This window comes from Listeria sp. MAN/IMW/UF464 (genome assembly GCF_058683955.1).
On sequence record NZ_JBZWZP010000002.1, the window covers coordinates 343,165 to 356,888 of the forward strand.

The 13,724-nt window shown below is 38.1% G+C and carries 14 protein-coding genes; 10 read left to right on the forward strand and 4 right to left on the reverse strand.

Annotated features, from left to right (window positions below):
* Positions 1-88: 88 nt before the first annotated feature.
* From rnz to dinB, 3 genes are all read left to right on the forward strand, one after another.
* On the forward strand, positions 89-1,009 hold the full coding sequence (gene rnz / locus AC4PG0_RS08920; protein WP_003769501.1) for a ribonuclease Z: 921 nt from the start codon (positions 89-91) through the stop codon (positions 1,007-1,009).
* Positions 1,010-1,013: 4 nt separating this feature from the next.
* Positions 1,014-1,805, forward strand: a complete 792-nt coding sequence (locus tag AC4PG0_RS08925; protein ID WP_003763179.1) for an SDR family NAD(P)-dependent oxidoreductase — start codon at positions 1,014-1,016, stop codon at positions 1,803-1,805.
* Positions 1,806-1,913: 108 nt separating this feature from the next.
* Positions 1,914-2,984: a DNA polymerase IV gene (gene dinB / locus AC4PG0_RS08930; RefSeq protein ID WP_492167628.1), complete on the forward strand. Its 1,071-nt coding sequence runs from the start codon at positions 1,914-1,916 to the stop codon at positions 2,982-2,984.
* A gap of 37 nt (positions 2,985-3,021) precedes the next feature.
* On the opposite strand, the gene AC4PG0_RS08935 is transcribed toward dinB, so the two are convergent.
* Together AC4PG0_RS08935 and AC4PG0_RS08940 are read right to left on the reverse strand one after the other, a co-directional pair.
* Positions 3,022-4,221, reverse strand: coding sequence for a toxic anion resistance protein (locus AC4PG0_RS08935; protein WP_003769495.1), 1,200 nt, complete (start codon positions 4,219-4,221; stop codon positions 3,022-3,024).
* Positions 4,199-4,858 carry a 5-bromo-4-chloroindolyl phosphate hydrolysis family protein gene (locus tag AC4PG0_RS08940; protein ID WP_003763175.1) on the reverse strand — a complete coding sequence of 220 codons (660 nt, stop codon included), beginning with the start codon at positions 4,856-4,858 and terminating at the stop codon, positions 4,199-4,201. Before AC4PG0_RS08940 ends, AC4PG0_RS08935 begins: the two co-directional genes overlap by 23 nt.
* Before the next feature lie 276 nt (positions 4,859-5,134).
* Here AC4PG0_RS08940 and AC4PG0_RS08945 point away from each other — a divergent pair, with 276 nt between their 5' ends.
* From AC4PG0_RS08945 to timR, 4 genes are all read left to right on the forward strand, one after another.
* On the forward strand, positions 5,135-5,692 hold the full coding sequence (locus AC4PG0_RS08945; RefSeq protein ID WP_010991741.1) for an NUDIX hydrolase: 558 nt from the start codon (positions 5,135-5,137) through the stop codon (positions 5,690-5,692).
* 576 nt (positions 5,693-6,268) lie between these two features.
* On the forward strand, positions 6,269-7,156 hold the full coding sequence (timA, locus tag AC4PG0_RS08950; RefSeq protein WP_003763173.1) for a macrodiolide ABC transporter ATP-binding protein TimA: 888 nt from the start codon (positions 6,269-6,271) through the stop codon (positions 7,154-7,156).
* Complete coding sequence (gene timB, locus AC4PG0_RS08955; protein ID WP_010991740.1) at positions 7,153-7,968, forward strand: macrodiolide ABC transporter permease TimB; 816 nt, start codon at positions 7,153-7,155, stop codon at positions 7,966-7,968. Before timA ends, timB begins: the two co-directional genes overlap by 4 nt.
* Positions 7,968-8,588 (forward strand): macrodiolide transporter TimAB transcriptional regulator TimA, encoded by a 621-nt coding sequence (timR, locus tag AC4PG0_RS08960; protein WP_003769488.1) that lies wholly within the window; start codon positions 7,968-7,970, stop codon positions 8,586-8,588. The genes timB and timR overlap by 1 nt, the downstream gene beginning before the upstream one ends.
* Positions 8,589-8,602: 14 nt before the next feature.
* Here timR and AC4PG0_RS08965 read toward each other — a convergent pair whose 3' ends face one another.
* Positions 8,603-9,601: an NAD(P)/FAD-dependent oxidoreductase gene (locus tag AC4PG0_RS08965; RefSeq protein WP_010991739.1), complete on the reverse strand. Its 999-nt coding sequence runs from the start codon at positions 9,599-9,601 to the stop codon at positions 8,603-8,605.
* On the reverse strand, positions 9,591-10,415 hold the full coding sequence (locus AC4PG0_RS08970; RefSeq protein WP_492167629.1) for an ABC transporter ATP-binding protein: 825 nt from the start codon (positions 10,413-10,415) through the stop codon (positions 9,591-9,593). Before AC4PG0_RS08970 ends, AC4PG0_RS08965 begins: the two co-directional genes overlap by 11 nt.
* A gap of 165 nt (positions 10,416-10,580) precedes the next feature.
* On the opposite strand from AC4PG0_RS08970, the gene AC4PG0_RS08975 reads away from it, so the two are divergent.
* From AC4PG0_RS08975 to AC4PG0_RS08985, 3 genes are all read left to right on the forward strand, one after another.
* Positions 10,581-11,522, forward strand: coding sequence for an iron-hydroxamate ABC transporter substrate-binding protein (locus tag AC4PG0_RS08975; RefSeq protein WP_492167630.1), 942 nt, complete (start codon positions 10,581-10,583; stop codon positions 11,520-11,522).
* A 101-nt stretch (positions 11,523-11,623) separates the two neighbouring features.
* Positions 11,624-12,649: a FecCD family ABC transporter permease gene (locus tag AC4PG0_RS08980; RefSeq protein WP_003767609.1), complete on the forward strand. Its 1,026-nt coding sequence runs from the start codon at positions 11,624-11,626 to the stop codon at positions 12,647-12,649.
* Positions 12,649-13,671, forward strand: coding sequence for a FecCD family ABC transporter permease (locus AC4PG0_RS08985; RefSeq protein ID WP_003763165.1), 1,023 nt, complete (start codon positions 12,649-12,651; stop codon positions 13,669-13,671). The genes AC4PG0_RS08980 and AC4PG0_RS08985 overlap by 1 nt, the downstream gene beginning before the upstream one ends.
* The last annotated feature ends 53 nt before the right edge of the window (positions 13,672-13,724 follow it).

Genomic DNA, 13,724 nt, shown 5'->3' on the forward strand with positions numbered 1-13,724 from the left:
TAAGGGTTTTTAGCATGAAAATGTTTATTTCCTGTTCGATTAAGAATGTGATAAAATAAGACACGAACTGGGAAGGGAATGGAACAAAATGGAACTTGTTTTTTTAGGAACTGGAGCAGGCGTACCGTCGCGAGGCCGTAATGTCACATCCATCGCACTTTCAATGTTAAATGAACGAAATGCAATTTGGCTTTTTGATTGCGGGGAAGCAACCCAACATCAAGTTTTGCGAAGCCATATCAAACTTAGCAAGCTAGAAAAAATATTTATTACTCACATGCACGGAGACCATATTTTTGGACTGCCAGGCTTATTAAGTAGCCGTTCTTTTCAAGGTGGAGATTCCGATTTGACTATTTATGGCCCAGCTGGAATAGCCGAATATGTCGAAACTTCCTTAAGACTCAGTGGAACAAGGCTTACATATAAAATCAATTTTGAAGAAATAGAGCCAGGTGTGATTTTTGAAGATGAGATGTTTCTAGTTACAGCTGACGATCTTGACCACGGCGTACGCAGTTTTGGTTACCGCATTGTTGAAAAAGATAAACAGGGCGCACTTAATGCTGAAAAACTAAAGGCGGACGGCGTCGAAGCGGGACCAGTTTTTCAAAAGCTAAAAAACGGCGAAATCGTAACATTAGCTGATGGACGCGTAATCGATGGTAAAAATTATATCGGTGAGCCACAAAAAGGGAAGATTATTAGTATTTTTGGTGATACAAAAGAAACTGTTAGCGAACTAGAATTAGCAATGAACGCCGATATTTTGGTTCATGAAGCAACATTTGAAGGTGATAAAGCAAAAATGGCAGGAGAATATATGCATTCGACAACGCTTCAAGCGGCAAACCTTGCTAAAGCTGCCAATGTCAAAAAATTAATTTTAACCCATATCAGCTCAAGATATGATCGAGATGCAAGTAAAGAACTATTAATAGAAGCAAAAACTGTTTTTGAAAATACTGAAATAGCTTATGACTTAGCTGTTTTTCAAGTAGGAGAGTGACAAAATGAACCCTTTTTTGAAGAATAAAACGGTATTAATTACCGGGGCTTCTAACGGTCTTGGCGCTGAAATTGCAAGACAAGTTGCTGCGTCCGGTGGCAATGTTATTATAACAGCCAGAAGTACGGAAAAATTACTAGATTTACAAAAAGATATACATGATAATTTTTCAGTAGAAGCGACTTATTTTACTTTAGATATGACGGATTTCGAGCAAGTGAAACAAGTCAGCGCAGAGATAAATGCTTCGTATCAAATCGACGTATTAGTCAACTGTGCAGGTTTTGGTTTATTTGAAAACGCGGTAGATATTCCATTTGAGACAATTGAAAAAATGTTTGATACGAATGTACTGGGCTTAATTCAACTCACACAACTGATTTTACCGCAAATGCAAGCACGCAAAGCAGGACATATTATTAATATTGCTTCCCAAGCTGCTAAAATAGCTACACCAAAATCAACTGTTTACTCAGCAACGAAATATGCGGTTTTAGGTTTTTCTAATGCACTTCGTTTAGAACTAATGCCAGACAAAATCCATGTTACAACGATCAATCCTGGCCCAATTGCTACAAACTTTTTCGATGTAGCGGATAAATCAGGGAACTATTTAGAAACAGTTGGCAAATTAGTGTTACAGCCAGAAAAGGTTGCGCGTAAAACAGTGCAAATTATGGGAACTAAGCGCCGCGAAATCAATTTACCTTTTGTAATGAATATTGCGACACGACTTTATCAAGTAATGCCACAAGTTATCGAATTCTTCGGTAAAGGGGCATTTTTAAAGAAATAAATCAGAAGAAAATACCTTATGAAAATAGGGTATTTTTTTCTTGTAATTAATGAGTTTAACCTTTATAATTGAATAAGAACGCTTGTTCGTTTTAAGGGAGATGCAGTTATGGATACGAGTAGAAAAATTATTCATATTGATATGGACGCTTTTTATGCATCTGTAGAACAACGCGACCATCCTGAGTTCCGAGGAAAGCCACTTATTATTGGTGGGGATCCTAATAAACGTGGAGTTGTTGCGACTTGTTCTTATGAAGCGCGCAAATTCGGTGTGCATTCAGCTATGCCCGCCAGACAAGCCGCTAAACTTTGCCCGAACGGTATTTTTATTCACGGCAATATGGCTCATTATGTAGAGGTTTCTAATCAAATCCGCGAAATCTTTTCCAGATATACGGATATTATCGAACCACTCTCTTTAGATGAAGCTTATTTGGATGTAACTGAAAATAAAAAAGGAATGAAATCCGCCACAATGGTTGCACGTGAAATCCAGCAGACGATTTACCGCGAGCTTGGTCTAACTGCTTCTGCCGGCGTATCATTTAATAAATTTATCGCAAAAATCGCTTCTGATTTTAAGAAACCTGCTGGGATTACCGTGGTTGCACCTGAAGAAGCAGAAGCCTTTTTAGAACAAATTCCTGTAACCAAATTTTATGGGGTAGGGAAAGTGACAGCGGAAAAATTACATCGCCTTGGAATAGAAACTGGAGCAGATTTGAAGAAGTGGAGCGAATGGGACCTTATTCGTGAATTGCATAAGCATGGCTATCAGTTGTATCGACATGTTCGAGGTCGTTCGAATAACATTGTGAATCCGCATCGTGATCGCAAATCAGTAGGCAAAGAAACGACTTTTGAATTTAACGTCTTAGATAGTCGAATTCTCGAACAAAGCCTCATGCAATTTGCCAAAAAAGTAGAAGAACGGCTTATCAAATTACAAAAACATGGCAAAACGGTAGTACTAAAACTACGCTACAGTGACTTTACAACCATTACTAAGCGCCTTACTTTAAACGAATATACCAATGATGCAAACCAAATTTATCAAGCGGCAGCCCTTCTTTTAAGAGAAAGCTATACTGGTCAGGATAGTATTCGTTTGATTGGACTTACCGTAACCAATTTAAAACCTGTTTACTTTGAAAATTTACGTTTAGAAGGACTTTAAAAAAAGGCTAGCACGATTTAGGTGCTAGCCTTTTTGATTATTTCATTTCCAGTAAACGTTCTTTCAGTTCTTGCTCCATTGTAACTAGCTCTTTCTCAGCTACGGCACGTTTAGCACGGCCTTCTTGTTGGATTTTAAGTGTTTCTTGCAAGGTTTCAATTAAGCTGGACTGTGTTTCTTTAAGTGTTTCGATGTCCACGATACCTCTTTCATTTTCACGCGCTGTTTCGATCGCGTTTGTTTTTAGCATATCGGCATTTCGTTTTAGAAGTTCGTTCGTTGTTTCAGAAACTTGGCGTTGAGCGGCTACGGCTTGTTGTTGACGAAGCAACGTAAGCGCGATGGCTACTTGGTTTTTCCAAAGCGGAATGGCAGTCATAATGGAAGACTGAATTTTTTCAGCGAGTGCTTGGTTTGTATTTTGGATTAAACGTATTTGCGGCGCTTGTTGGATAGTGATTTGACGACTTAAGCGTAAATCATATACACGCTTATCAAGTCGATCCGCAAATTGTGTTAAATCATTTACTTCTTGATAATCCATTTGATCGCCAGTTTGTTCTGCTTTTTTGCGAAGTTCTGGGAGCATTTTTGTATTAATTTCTTCTAATTTTAATTCTCCAGCAGCAATGTAAATGTTAAGTGCTTGGAAGTAATCTTTATTTTTATCATAAAGCTGTTCTAGGAAAGAGTTATCTTCCATTAAACGCTTTTTGGAATGTTCCAGTTTCAACGCGATGCGGTCAATTTGGGTACCAATTTTTTGATATTTAGAAGTAATTTCATTGATGGATTGTTTAACTCGGTGGAACATTTTTGTGAAGACGTTTTTGTTGCGAGCAGCTAGTTCATCTGGATCCGCTTCTTGCAAGCGGAACATTAAATCACTAATAATATCGCCAATTGGTCCAACATCTTGCTTTTGCACATGAGCTAACATCGAGTGAGAAAAGTCATGCAATTTAGCTTGGGCAGGTGCTCCGTAACCAAGAATCGCTGCTTGATTTCCAGGTTCGATTTGTTTGGATAACTCTAACGCTTGTTTTTTATTTGTTTCTGTAAGCATATCAACTAGGCGGGGAGCCGCATCTGTTTCGTTATTTACGATACTTGCAGCTGATTCGCCGTCTGATCCGAATGGGTTAGCTAGAAGATCATCTAATGTTTGGTTAAACTCTTTCTCCACTACTAAATCTTTTAATTCATTTGTTTCTTCACTTGGCTTGTTCTCGGTCATCTTTTGTACCCCTTTCGAATTTCTTTTTCTGTTTGGAAATGGAGTTTTTCGCTACTTCTAATTCAAAATCGAGATTGTTTACATCTTGATTCAAAAGTGTAAATAAATCCTTTTCAATAACACGACTTAAATCATTTAAAAGCGTGCGTGTATCAGAAAGAGTTTGATAAATTTTCTTGTCTTTTACAGGTTGTTTTTCTAAGAAAGCATATTTTTCGGTGAGCTCTACTAAAGAGTCAAGATGAGAGAAAAAGAAATCTTCTGCTTCATAAAAACGTTTAGGTTCTTCTTTTACAATGCCGTAAATTCTTTTAGTAAGTAAAAGTGTTTTGTTGCGCTCTTGGAAAGAATATAGCGCTTTGTTTTGTGTCATAATTTTTTGAAGGCGGATAATTTTCACACGAGCTTCTTCTAAGTTAGTACGAATATATTTATATTCTTTCTTGGTTAATCCAGTTGCAATCATTTGCGCCCGGTCTCCAGCTTTAGATGAAAAGAAAAATAGGATAGCTGCAACAGCGATAACAATTGTTGCAATTACCAAGCCACTATGGATAAGTGAAGTAAGAATACCACCCAAAATAATGACAAGTAAAATAGAACCTGTGAATGCTAATATCTTTTTAAAAACGGTCATTATACATCTTCTCCTTTAAGTACCTGTTTAAAAGGTCCGCTTTTTCTTAATAGTATATTTTTCTAAAAATAAAGATTGATGGAATGTAACTACCATTTAAGTATATTTAGTATGTGAGCACTAAGCAAGTAGCATGGTTTTTATATTTTAGAAAGTGTCCTTTATTTGTTCTTATCATACCATATTTAGAAAACAGATGTTATCAGTCGTGCGATGTAAATTAAACTCGGACTTAGTTATGTTATAATGAAAAAAAACGAGAAGTAGGTGGCAGAAATGGACTCACTAGAGGAAAAAACGCTTCATACAGAAAAGATTTTTAGTGGAAATGTTATTGAATTGCAAGTAGATGATGTGGAGTTGCCGAATGGGGAAAAGAGCAAGCGCGAAATCGTCAAGCATCCCGGAGCTGTGGCAATTATACCTTTTTCAGCAGATGGAAGAATGTACTTAGTAGAACAATTCCGAAAGCCACTCGAAAAAAACATTATCGAAATTCCAGCCGGTAAAATGGAGCCGGGGGAAGATCCGCTCGTGACCGCAAAACGGGAACTAGAAGAAGAAACTGGTTTTCAGTCCGATGATTTAACATATCTCACTTCTTTTTATACATCACCTGGGTTTGCTAGTGAACTTTTACATATTTATGTAGCACGGGATCTTCGGAAAATGGAACACCCTCTAGCACAAGATGCAGATGAATTTATTAATTTAGTCAAAGTAACGATGGAAGAAGCAGAACAGTTAATAGCACAACAATTCATCCATGACGCAAAAACAATGTACGCGATACAGTACTGGAAATTACAACTATTAATAGAAGAAAACGAATAAACCGGATGAAAAACTTCTTTGGGAATACTTGGCATAAAGAATGGAAATATGTTATCATAAACATGAAAAGAGAGCCATGCAAGAACATGACCCTCAAATGTAAGCCCCATTTAAGGTGGCAGCTAGTCTAATATGGTATAAAAATAACCACTAAACTCGCCAAAGTTTATGAGTGGTTATTTTTTTGTGTTATTTTGACTGTTTAGTAACAACACTAAAGTTGTAAAAGCAACTGCAAAAGAGAGTGCTTCATAAACGGTCATGGGTTATCTTTTCCAGGAGTTCCTAACAAAAAAGTCATAGGCATCCCCCTTTCTTGTTGAAAGAGCTAGCCACCACCATAAACTTGCTTACGTACTTATACTATATCACCTGGAACCTAGTTATTCTATCCATAATAAAGCGATTATTGAAATTAGTATTATCAAGCTAAAAGTGGAATTTTAAAGACTTTAGATAGCATGAAAAACAGTAATTTGGATACTATTATTGATTATAGTTTTTGATTGACTACCTGGTCAAAAGTGGTTATACTCAAGTTGACTAAGTGGTCAATAAAAAGGTGGAGGAGAGAACATGGAAGCAATTAAGGTGGAATCACTCACAAAAAATTATCATAAAAAACGAGCAATTGAAAATGTGAATTTGTCGGTAAATGAAGGCGAATTATACGGTTTTATCGGTCCAAATGGAGCTGGGAAATCAACAACTATCAAAGTCTTATTGAATTTTATTTATGCAACGAGCGGAAGTGCCACGGTTCTCGGAAAAGATGTAGTGAAACAGTCAGCAGAGATTAAGAAAATGGTCGGATATGTCCCTAGTGAAGTTCGCTATTATCCACAAATGACTGCAAATGATATTATCCACTATGCTGCTAAATTCCATCAAATCAAAAATGCAACACAAAAAATGAATAGATATTATGAAATGTTTTCGATTGATCCGAAAAAACGCTTTGGTGAAATGTCGCTTGGAAATAAGAAGAAAGTAGCGATTGTTGCTGGACTTATTACCGAACCGCAATTATTCATTTTGGATGAACCAACGAACGGCCTTGATCCTTTGATGCAACATTATTTATTTAAAGAAATGACCGAGCGGAATAAAGAGGGGATGACGATTTTTCTTTCAAGTCATAATTTACGTGAGGTTCAAGAATACTGCACGAGAGCCGCTTTTATTCGAAACGGGAACATTATCGCGGTGGAAGATATTGCCAATCAGCAAATGACTGGCAAAGTGATTGCACTCAAAGGGACGAATTTGCCCCTTGAAAAATTAACGAATGCGGGTGCAAGAATTATCGAAAATGAAACAGGCAAAGCACGACTTATTTTTGATGATGATATTAAAACAATTTTGCCACTATTACAGGAAAAAGAAATTACGGATTTAACGATTACAAATCAGGAATTAGAAGATAAATTTATGACACTATATGAAGGGGGAGAAATCAAATGAACATCTTACACATTGAATGGAAAACAAGAATAAAAAGCCTTGTTGTTTGGTCCGTTGTAGTAATTGTGATTTTAGGTGTGTTTATGGCTTTCTTCCCTAGTATGCAAAGTAGCGGTATGCAAGATTTAGTGAATACGAAGATGAATGCACTTCCGCAAGATATGATGAAAATTTTGCATATGGATTCAATGGCGGATTTAACGAATATTGATGCTTATTTTGCGTATGTTTTTCAGTATATTTTTATTGCGGCATGCGTATATGCAGCATTGATTGGTGCACAGGCTTTAATAAAAGAAGAAACAGATGGCACAATTGAATTTTTATATGCCCAGCCGATTACTCGGGCTAGTCTTGTGTTTTGGAAAATGGTTGGGAATTTATTATCTTTCGTGGCTTTTTGGTTGATTACGTTTGTGGCTTCTGTTGTGCTCGTTCTTGTTTTAAAACCAAGTGGGGTAGATAGCGGGAATTTAGTGATGGAGCTTGTTCGAGTGTTTTCAAGTGAGTTACTTGTTGCAGCTGTATTTATGAGTGTGGGCTTTATGGTGTCAGCAGTGTTACGTTCCGCTAAACAAGCTTCTCCCGTCGCTCTTGCTCTTGTTTTCTTAACTTATATTTTAGGTATAATGGCCGGGTTAAATGATAATGTTGACTTTTTCAAATACTTTTCGCCAATCAATTATGCGATTCCATCAGAAATTATGGATAAAGGGATTACTGGAACGAATGCACTAATTTCCTGCGCGGTGATTATTGTGGCGGTAGCAGCTACTTTTGTTCTTTATAAGAAAAAGGATTTGAAAGTATAATGGATGAAAAACGACTAAAAATTTTAGAAGCGGCGATGGAAGAATTTACAGAAAAAGGCTATCAGGCAGCTAGTACTAATAAAATTTGTGCAAAAGCGGGCGTTTCCAAAGGGCTTATTTTTCATTATTTTGGCTCTAAAGAAAAACTTTATATTGCAGCAGTGTCTTACGCGGTTGATTTTGCGACGAATGAGGTTAGTTTGGAAGAGAAACGATGGAGTGATTTTGTCGAGATGGCGATTTGGTCGACGAAAATGAAACTGGATTTTAATCGTAAATATCCTGCGATTTTTGGTTTGATTATGCAAGCTTACGGAAATCCACCGCCAGAATTGAAAGGTAAATTAGATGGCTTTTTCGATAAGGCAATTGAGCGGTCTGAAGCGCAAATGAATCAAGTTTTAAACGAAATGCAGTTAAAAAAAGATGTGAACATGGATGCGGCGCGAAAAGTGATGGAAGCACTTTTTCAGCATATTACAGAGAAAAGTACGGTGTTTTTGCAAAGACATCCGAATGCGACGATGGAAGATTTTATTCCACTTGCCAATGATTTTACGGAAATGATGCGAATTGTCGAATTTGGTATATGTGAAGAAAAAAAGGATTCGGGCGAGTGAGCCCGAATCCTTTTTTAACCAATAAAGCTTTCGTGATGGGTACTAATCATTGCTTCGTCTCTTGCGGTAGGTTCTAAATATTTTTTGGCGCTATTAATCGCAATAGGACCTTCATGTAATCCAGCTGCGATAATGCGGATTTTTCGTGAATAGGTCGCGCTATCTCCACAAGCAAAAATACCTGGTACAGTCGTTTTCATTTCGTCATCAACAACAATACCGAAATCTGCTAGTTCAAAGCCCCATTCAGCCATCGTTCCAAGGTCAACTTTGACACCGTGATTAATAAAAAGTGCTTCTGTTTCAATCGTTTTAGTAACTTGTGTCTGGTTACAGCAAATTTTTATACTTGCTAGTTGATTATTTGCTCCGATTAATTCCTTGATTTCATGATGGATATGAATTTCAACGCGGGAATTTTTAAGTTCACGAACACTTTCTTCATGCGCTTTAAAATCTTCGCCACGATATATTAGATGCACTTTTTTTGCAATTGGTTCAAGTGTTTGCGCCCAGTCAATAGCGGAATTTCCGCCACCAGAAACCGTAACGATTTTGTCACGAAATTGCTCAAGGTTTTTAACGTCATAATTGATGGCTAGCGGGAAATCGTCCACATGCATCGCTTCTAATTTATTGACTTCAAAAGTGCCGCTTCCTGTTGCGATAACAACCGTTTTAGAAAAATGAATACTGCCATTATGTGAAGTTAGTTGAAACACGCCATCAGTTAGTTTAGTTACATCAACTACTCGTTCATTACATACAATAGTAGGGTGAAAGGTTTCTGCTTGCTCTTTTAAATTGGCAACGAGATTAGCTCCAGTAATAGCTGGAATTCCGCCAATATCTCGAATGATTTTTTCCGGGAAAAAGTAGCGGACTTTGCCACCAACATCTGGTTCAGCATCAATAATTTTTGTTTTCATGGAACGTAAACCACTATAAAAAGCGGAAAATAGCCCAATTGGACCGCCGCCAATAATCGTTACATCATACACTTCATTTGGCAATGGAATCAAGCTCCTTTACAATTTCGCACCCGTTGCAAGTTTCGTATGGGAGACAAAGAGGGACACCGCTGCGTGGGTCAATTAAAATATCGGCTTTAATATTAAATACGTCTTCTAACGTTTTTTCAGTCATTACGTTAACTGGCGAACCTTCTGCAACTACTTTTCCTTCTTTAATAGCAATCATATGATGAGCGTAACGAGATGCGTGATTTAAATCATGAACAACCATCACGATTGTACGGTTTTCTGAGTGATTTAATTGTTTGAGTAGGTTAAGGACGTCTAGTTGGTGAGTCATGTCTAAAAAGGTTGTCGGTTCATCGAGGAATAGTACGTCTGTTTCTTGCGCGAGCGACATTGCTATCCAAGCACGTTGGCGTTGTCCGCCTGATAAACTGTCAATCGGTCGGTCCGCAAATTCAGTTAAATTCGTTACACGCAATGACCAGAAAATAATTTCCCGATCTTTTGCGGTAATTGATTTAAAACTGCTTTGATGCGGAGAGCGGCCATAAGAAATTAATTCAAACACCGTCAAACCATCAGGTGCTGAAGGATTTTGTGGCAAAATAGCTAATTGTTTGGCAATTTCTCGTGTCGGTTCATTATGAATTTTCTTGCCGTCTAAATAAACAGCGCCTTTGCTAGGTTTCATCAAGCGGGACATCGTCTTTAAAATAGTTGATTTCCCGGAACCATTTGCCCCAACTAAGGCAGTTATCTTATTAGCAGGAATGGCTATATCTAAACCATCAACAATGATTCGTTTGTCGTATGAAATTTGTAAGTTATCTGTATGAAGGTCTTTCATTTTCATCGCTCCAATTTAAAGTTAAGGTGATAATCATTCTCAATGGTTAAGTATAGAGTTTTTACGTTAAAGATGCAAGTGATACTTTGTCAGAGAGGATTTGCACTTTAAGAACAAAGTTGCTATACTAACTGAGAATTGTTATCATTTACAGGAGGGGTTCATTTGAAAAAAGGTTTAAGTTTACTCGTATTAATGCTTTTAACTACAGTAGTTTTAGCTGCTTGTGGAGATGATAAAACGGCAGGAAATGACAAGGTTGAAATGCGTACATATACAATGGCAAATGGGAAGAAAGTAGAAATTCCGGCACATCCGAAACGCATTGTGGCATCGGAATATCTAGGAAATCTTGTTTTGCTTGGGATAAAGCCGGTTGGGGCTAGAGCGAAACAAATCGAAAATCCGTTTTTGAAAGGAAAAGTGGAAGGAATTACAGATATTGGTGATCCAGTTTCAGCAGAAAAAGTGGCAGAATTAAAACCAGATTTAATTGTTGTTTCCAAAGAAGATGAATATGAAAAAATGTCCAAAATTGCGCCAACTGTGTTAATCCCGTACGCGACTTCTAAAAATGTGGAAGAAGATGTGCGCCAAATTGCAGATTTAGTTGGTGAAAAGAAAGCTGGAGAAGCTTGGCTAGATAAATTTCATCAAAAAGCGAAGGAAAGTAGAGAAAAATTAGCAGGAAAATTAAAGCCGAATGAAACGGTGGGCATTTATGAAGTTCAAGATAAAGATTTTTATGTAATGGGGCAAAATATGGGGCGCGGAGGTCAAGCGATTTATAATGCCTTACAACTGAAAGCACCAGCTAAAATTCAAACGGATGTATTGGACGGACAAGACTGGCAAAAAATTTCATTAGAAGTATTACCTGAGTTTGCAGCGGATAGAATGTTTGTGACAAATACTTCTTCTGGAAGTGCTAAAGACGGAGAGAAAACTTTAAAAGATTTAACCAACTCACCAATTTGGAAAAATTTACCGACATTTAAAGCGGGAAATGTCTATCAAATGGATTTTGACACGATGTTTTATTATGATCCTTTAGCAGTAGAAGGGCAGTTGGATATTATTGTCGAGAAGTTACTTGAATCCAACTAAAGATTGCGCTTAGTGAATGATATTGATATAATTTTCTTTGCGATTGATAATTATTATCACTAAAAATGAGCGGATAATTTAGATGGAAGGAACATGTACAGATGGATAAGTCAAAACAGATAAAAATGAATACAAGACCGACTGTTGCTATATTCATACTTTCGGGTGGGATTTTGTTGCTTCTTATTCTAGCGTTATTCGGGATTGCAGTAGGAGCGGCTAATATTAATTTGAGCACGGTTTGGGACGCGCTTTTTCATTATAATAGTTCGGACACTCAGCATCAGATTATTCGGAGTTTGCGAGTTCCTCGTGTGATAGCTGATATGGCGATTGGAGCAGCTTTTGCGGTGGCAGGAGCAATTATGCAAGGGATTACGCGCAATCCACTGGCTGATTCTGGTTTGCTTGGACTGAATGCTGGATCGACGTTTATGGTAGCTGTGTGTTTTGCTTTTATGCCATGGCTTAGTTATAACTCGCTAATTATATTTTCTTTTGTTGGTGCAGCGATTGGAGCGTTCTTGGTTTTTGGAGTAAGTTCCATTGCTGGAAGTGCGATGTCTCCTACACGATTAGTACTTGCGGGGGCAGCGGTGAGTTCGCTTCTTACGGCGCTTAGTGAAGGGCTTGCGATCTATTTTCAGCTGAGTCAAGATTTGGCGTTTTGGTATGCGGGAGGCGTCGCTGGTGTGAAATGGAGTCAGCTTGCGGCAATTTGGCCGTGGTTACTCGGTGCGCTTATTGCGGCAATTTTATTAAGCAAATCAATTACGATTTTAAGTTTAGGTGATGATATTGCAGTTGGCCTTGGCGAAAAAACGACTTTTGTTAAAATAGCTTCGATGGTAGTTGTTTTAATTTTAGCAGGACTTGCAGTTTCAGTTGTTGGTCCGGTTGGCTTTATCGGATTGATTGTGCCGCATTTGGTACGTTTTTTAGTCGGGGTGGATTATCGCTTTATTATTCCTTGTTCGGCTGTAGTTGGGGCGTTTTTGACTTTAGCGGCAGATATTGTTGCCCGAACGATTAATCCTCCGTACGAAACGCCAATTAGTGTTATTTTTGCATTAATTGGGGTTCCTTTCTTCCTATATGTAGCTCGTAAAGAAAGGAGGAACTTATAATGTATATGACTGTTGCTGAAAAACGAAAGAAATCGCGGCGTATTTGGACGTTAATTATTTTAAGTGTGCTTATATTTTGTACATTTACATATAGTGTCAATGCTGGGTATTCGAAATTACCTTTTATAGAAGTGATTAAGTCTTTCTTTGGAATGGCGGATGCGGGAACGCAACTGATTGTCTCGGAATTTCGGTTGCCGCGTATTGTTATTGCGCTTTTAGTTGGTGCTGGGCTTGCGGTTTCGGGAACGATTTTACAAGGTATTTCTGGAAATGGGCTGGCTGATCCGGGGATTCTTGGGATTAATAACGGAGCAGGTTTGGCAGTTATGCTTTATATTTCCTTCTTTCCCTCAACAATGGATGTACCGGTTTTATTTATGCCATTTATTGGATTTGTCGGAGCTATTTTAACGGCATTTGTTGTATATGGGCTTTCTTATAGTAGGAGTGAGGGGTTACTTCCTAATCGTTTGTTACTTACAGGGATTGCTGTTGCAGCTGCGATTGCTGCTTTGATTACGCTCTTGACTGTTCGACTTGATCCGCAAAATTACCAGCGTTATGCTGAATGGATGGCTGGAAATATCTGGGCTTCGAGTTGGCAATATGTTTATGCGCTTTTGCCGTGGTTGATTGTGCTCGGAGCGATTGCTTTTATGAAAGTAAAAACGCTCGATGTGCTGTCATTTGGCGATCAAGTGGCAACCGGGCTAGGTGTCCGAGTGGAACGCGAAAAATTTGTTCTATTAATAGTAGCGGTTGGTTTAGCAGCCGCTTGTGTCTCTGTTAGCGGCGGGATTGCATTTATTGGTTTAATAGGCCCTCACATTGCTAGAAAACTTGTTGGCTCAGCGCATCGTTGGGTAATGGTTACGGCGGCTTTATCAGGGGGGCTATTGTTACTACTCGCTGATACGATTGGCCGCTTGATTATTCAACCTTCCGAAATCTTTGCGGGAATTGTTGTCGCAATCATTGGAGCCCCGTACTTCTTGTTTCTTCTTGCTAAAGCTAAATAATAATTATTATTAATAACGAGAAATTAACTAGTAATTGATAATCATTGTAGACA

Bases quoted from the DNA above. Each gene is read 5' to 3' on its own strand.
- rnz (WP_003769501.1), top strand. From the start codon at position 89: ATGGAACTTGTTTTTTTAGGAACTGGAGCAGGCGTACCGTCGCGAGGC.
- AC4PG0_RS08925 (WP_003763179.1), top strand. From the start codon at position 1,014: ATGAACCCTTTTTTGAAGAATAAAACGGTATTAATTACCGGGGCTTCT.
- dinB (WP_492167628.1), top strand. From the start codon at position 1,914: ATGGATACGAGTAGAAAAATTATTCATATTGATATGGACGCTTTTTAT.
- AC4PG0_RS08935 (WP_003769495.1), bottom strand. From the start codon at position 4,221: ATGACCGAGAACAAGCCAAGTGAAGAAACAAATGAATTAAAAGATTTA.
- AC4PG0_RS08940 (WP_003763175.1), bottom strand. From the start codon at position 4,858: ATGACCGTTTTTAAAAAGATATTAGCATTCACAGGTTCTATTTTACTT.
- AC4PG0_RS08945 (WP_010991741.1), top strand. From the start codon at position 5,135: ATGGACTCACTAGAGGAAAAAACGCTTCATACAGAAAAGATTTTTAGT.
- timA (WP_003763173.1), top strand. From the start codon at position 6,269: ATGGAAGCAATTAAGGTGGAATCACTCACAAAAAATTATCATAAAAAA.
- timB (WP_010991740.1), top strand. From the start codon at position 7,153: ATGAACATCTTACACATTGAATGGAAAACAAGAATAAAAAGCCTTGTT.
- timR (WP_003769488.1), top strand. From the start codon at position 7,968: ATGGATGAAAAACGACTAAAAATTTTAGAAGCGGCGATGGAAGAATTT.
- AC4PG0_RS08970 (WP_492167629.1), bottom strand. From the start codon at position 10,415: ATGAAAGACCTTCATACAGATAACTTACAAATTTCATACGACAAACGA.
- AC4PG0_RS08980 (WP_003767609.1), top strand. From the start codon at position 11,624: ATGGATAAGTCAAAACAGATAAAAATGAATACAAGACCGACTGTTGCT.
- AC4PG0_RS08985 (WP_003763165.1), top strand. From the start codon at position 12,649: ATGTATATGACTGTTGCTGAAAAACGAAAGAAATCGCGGCGTATTTGG.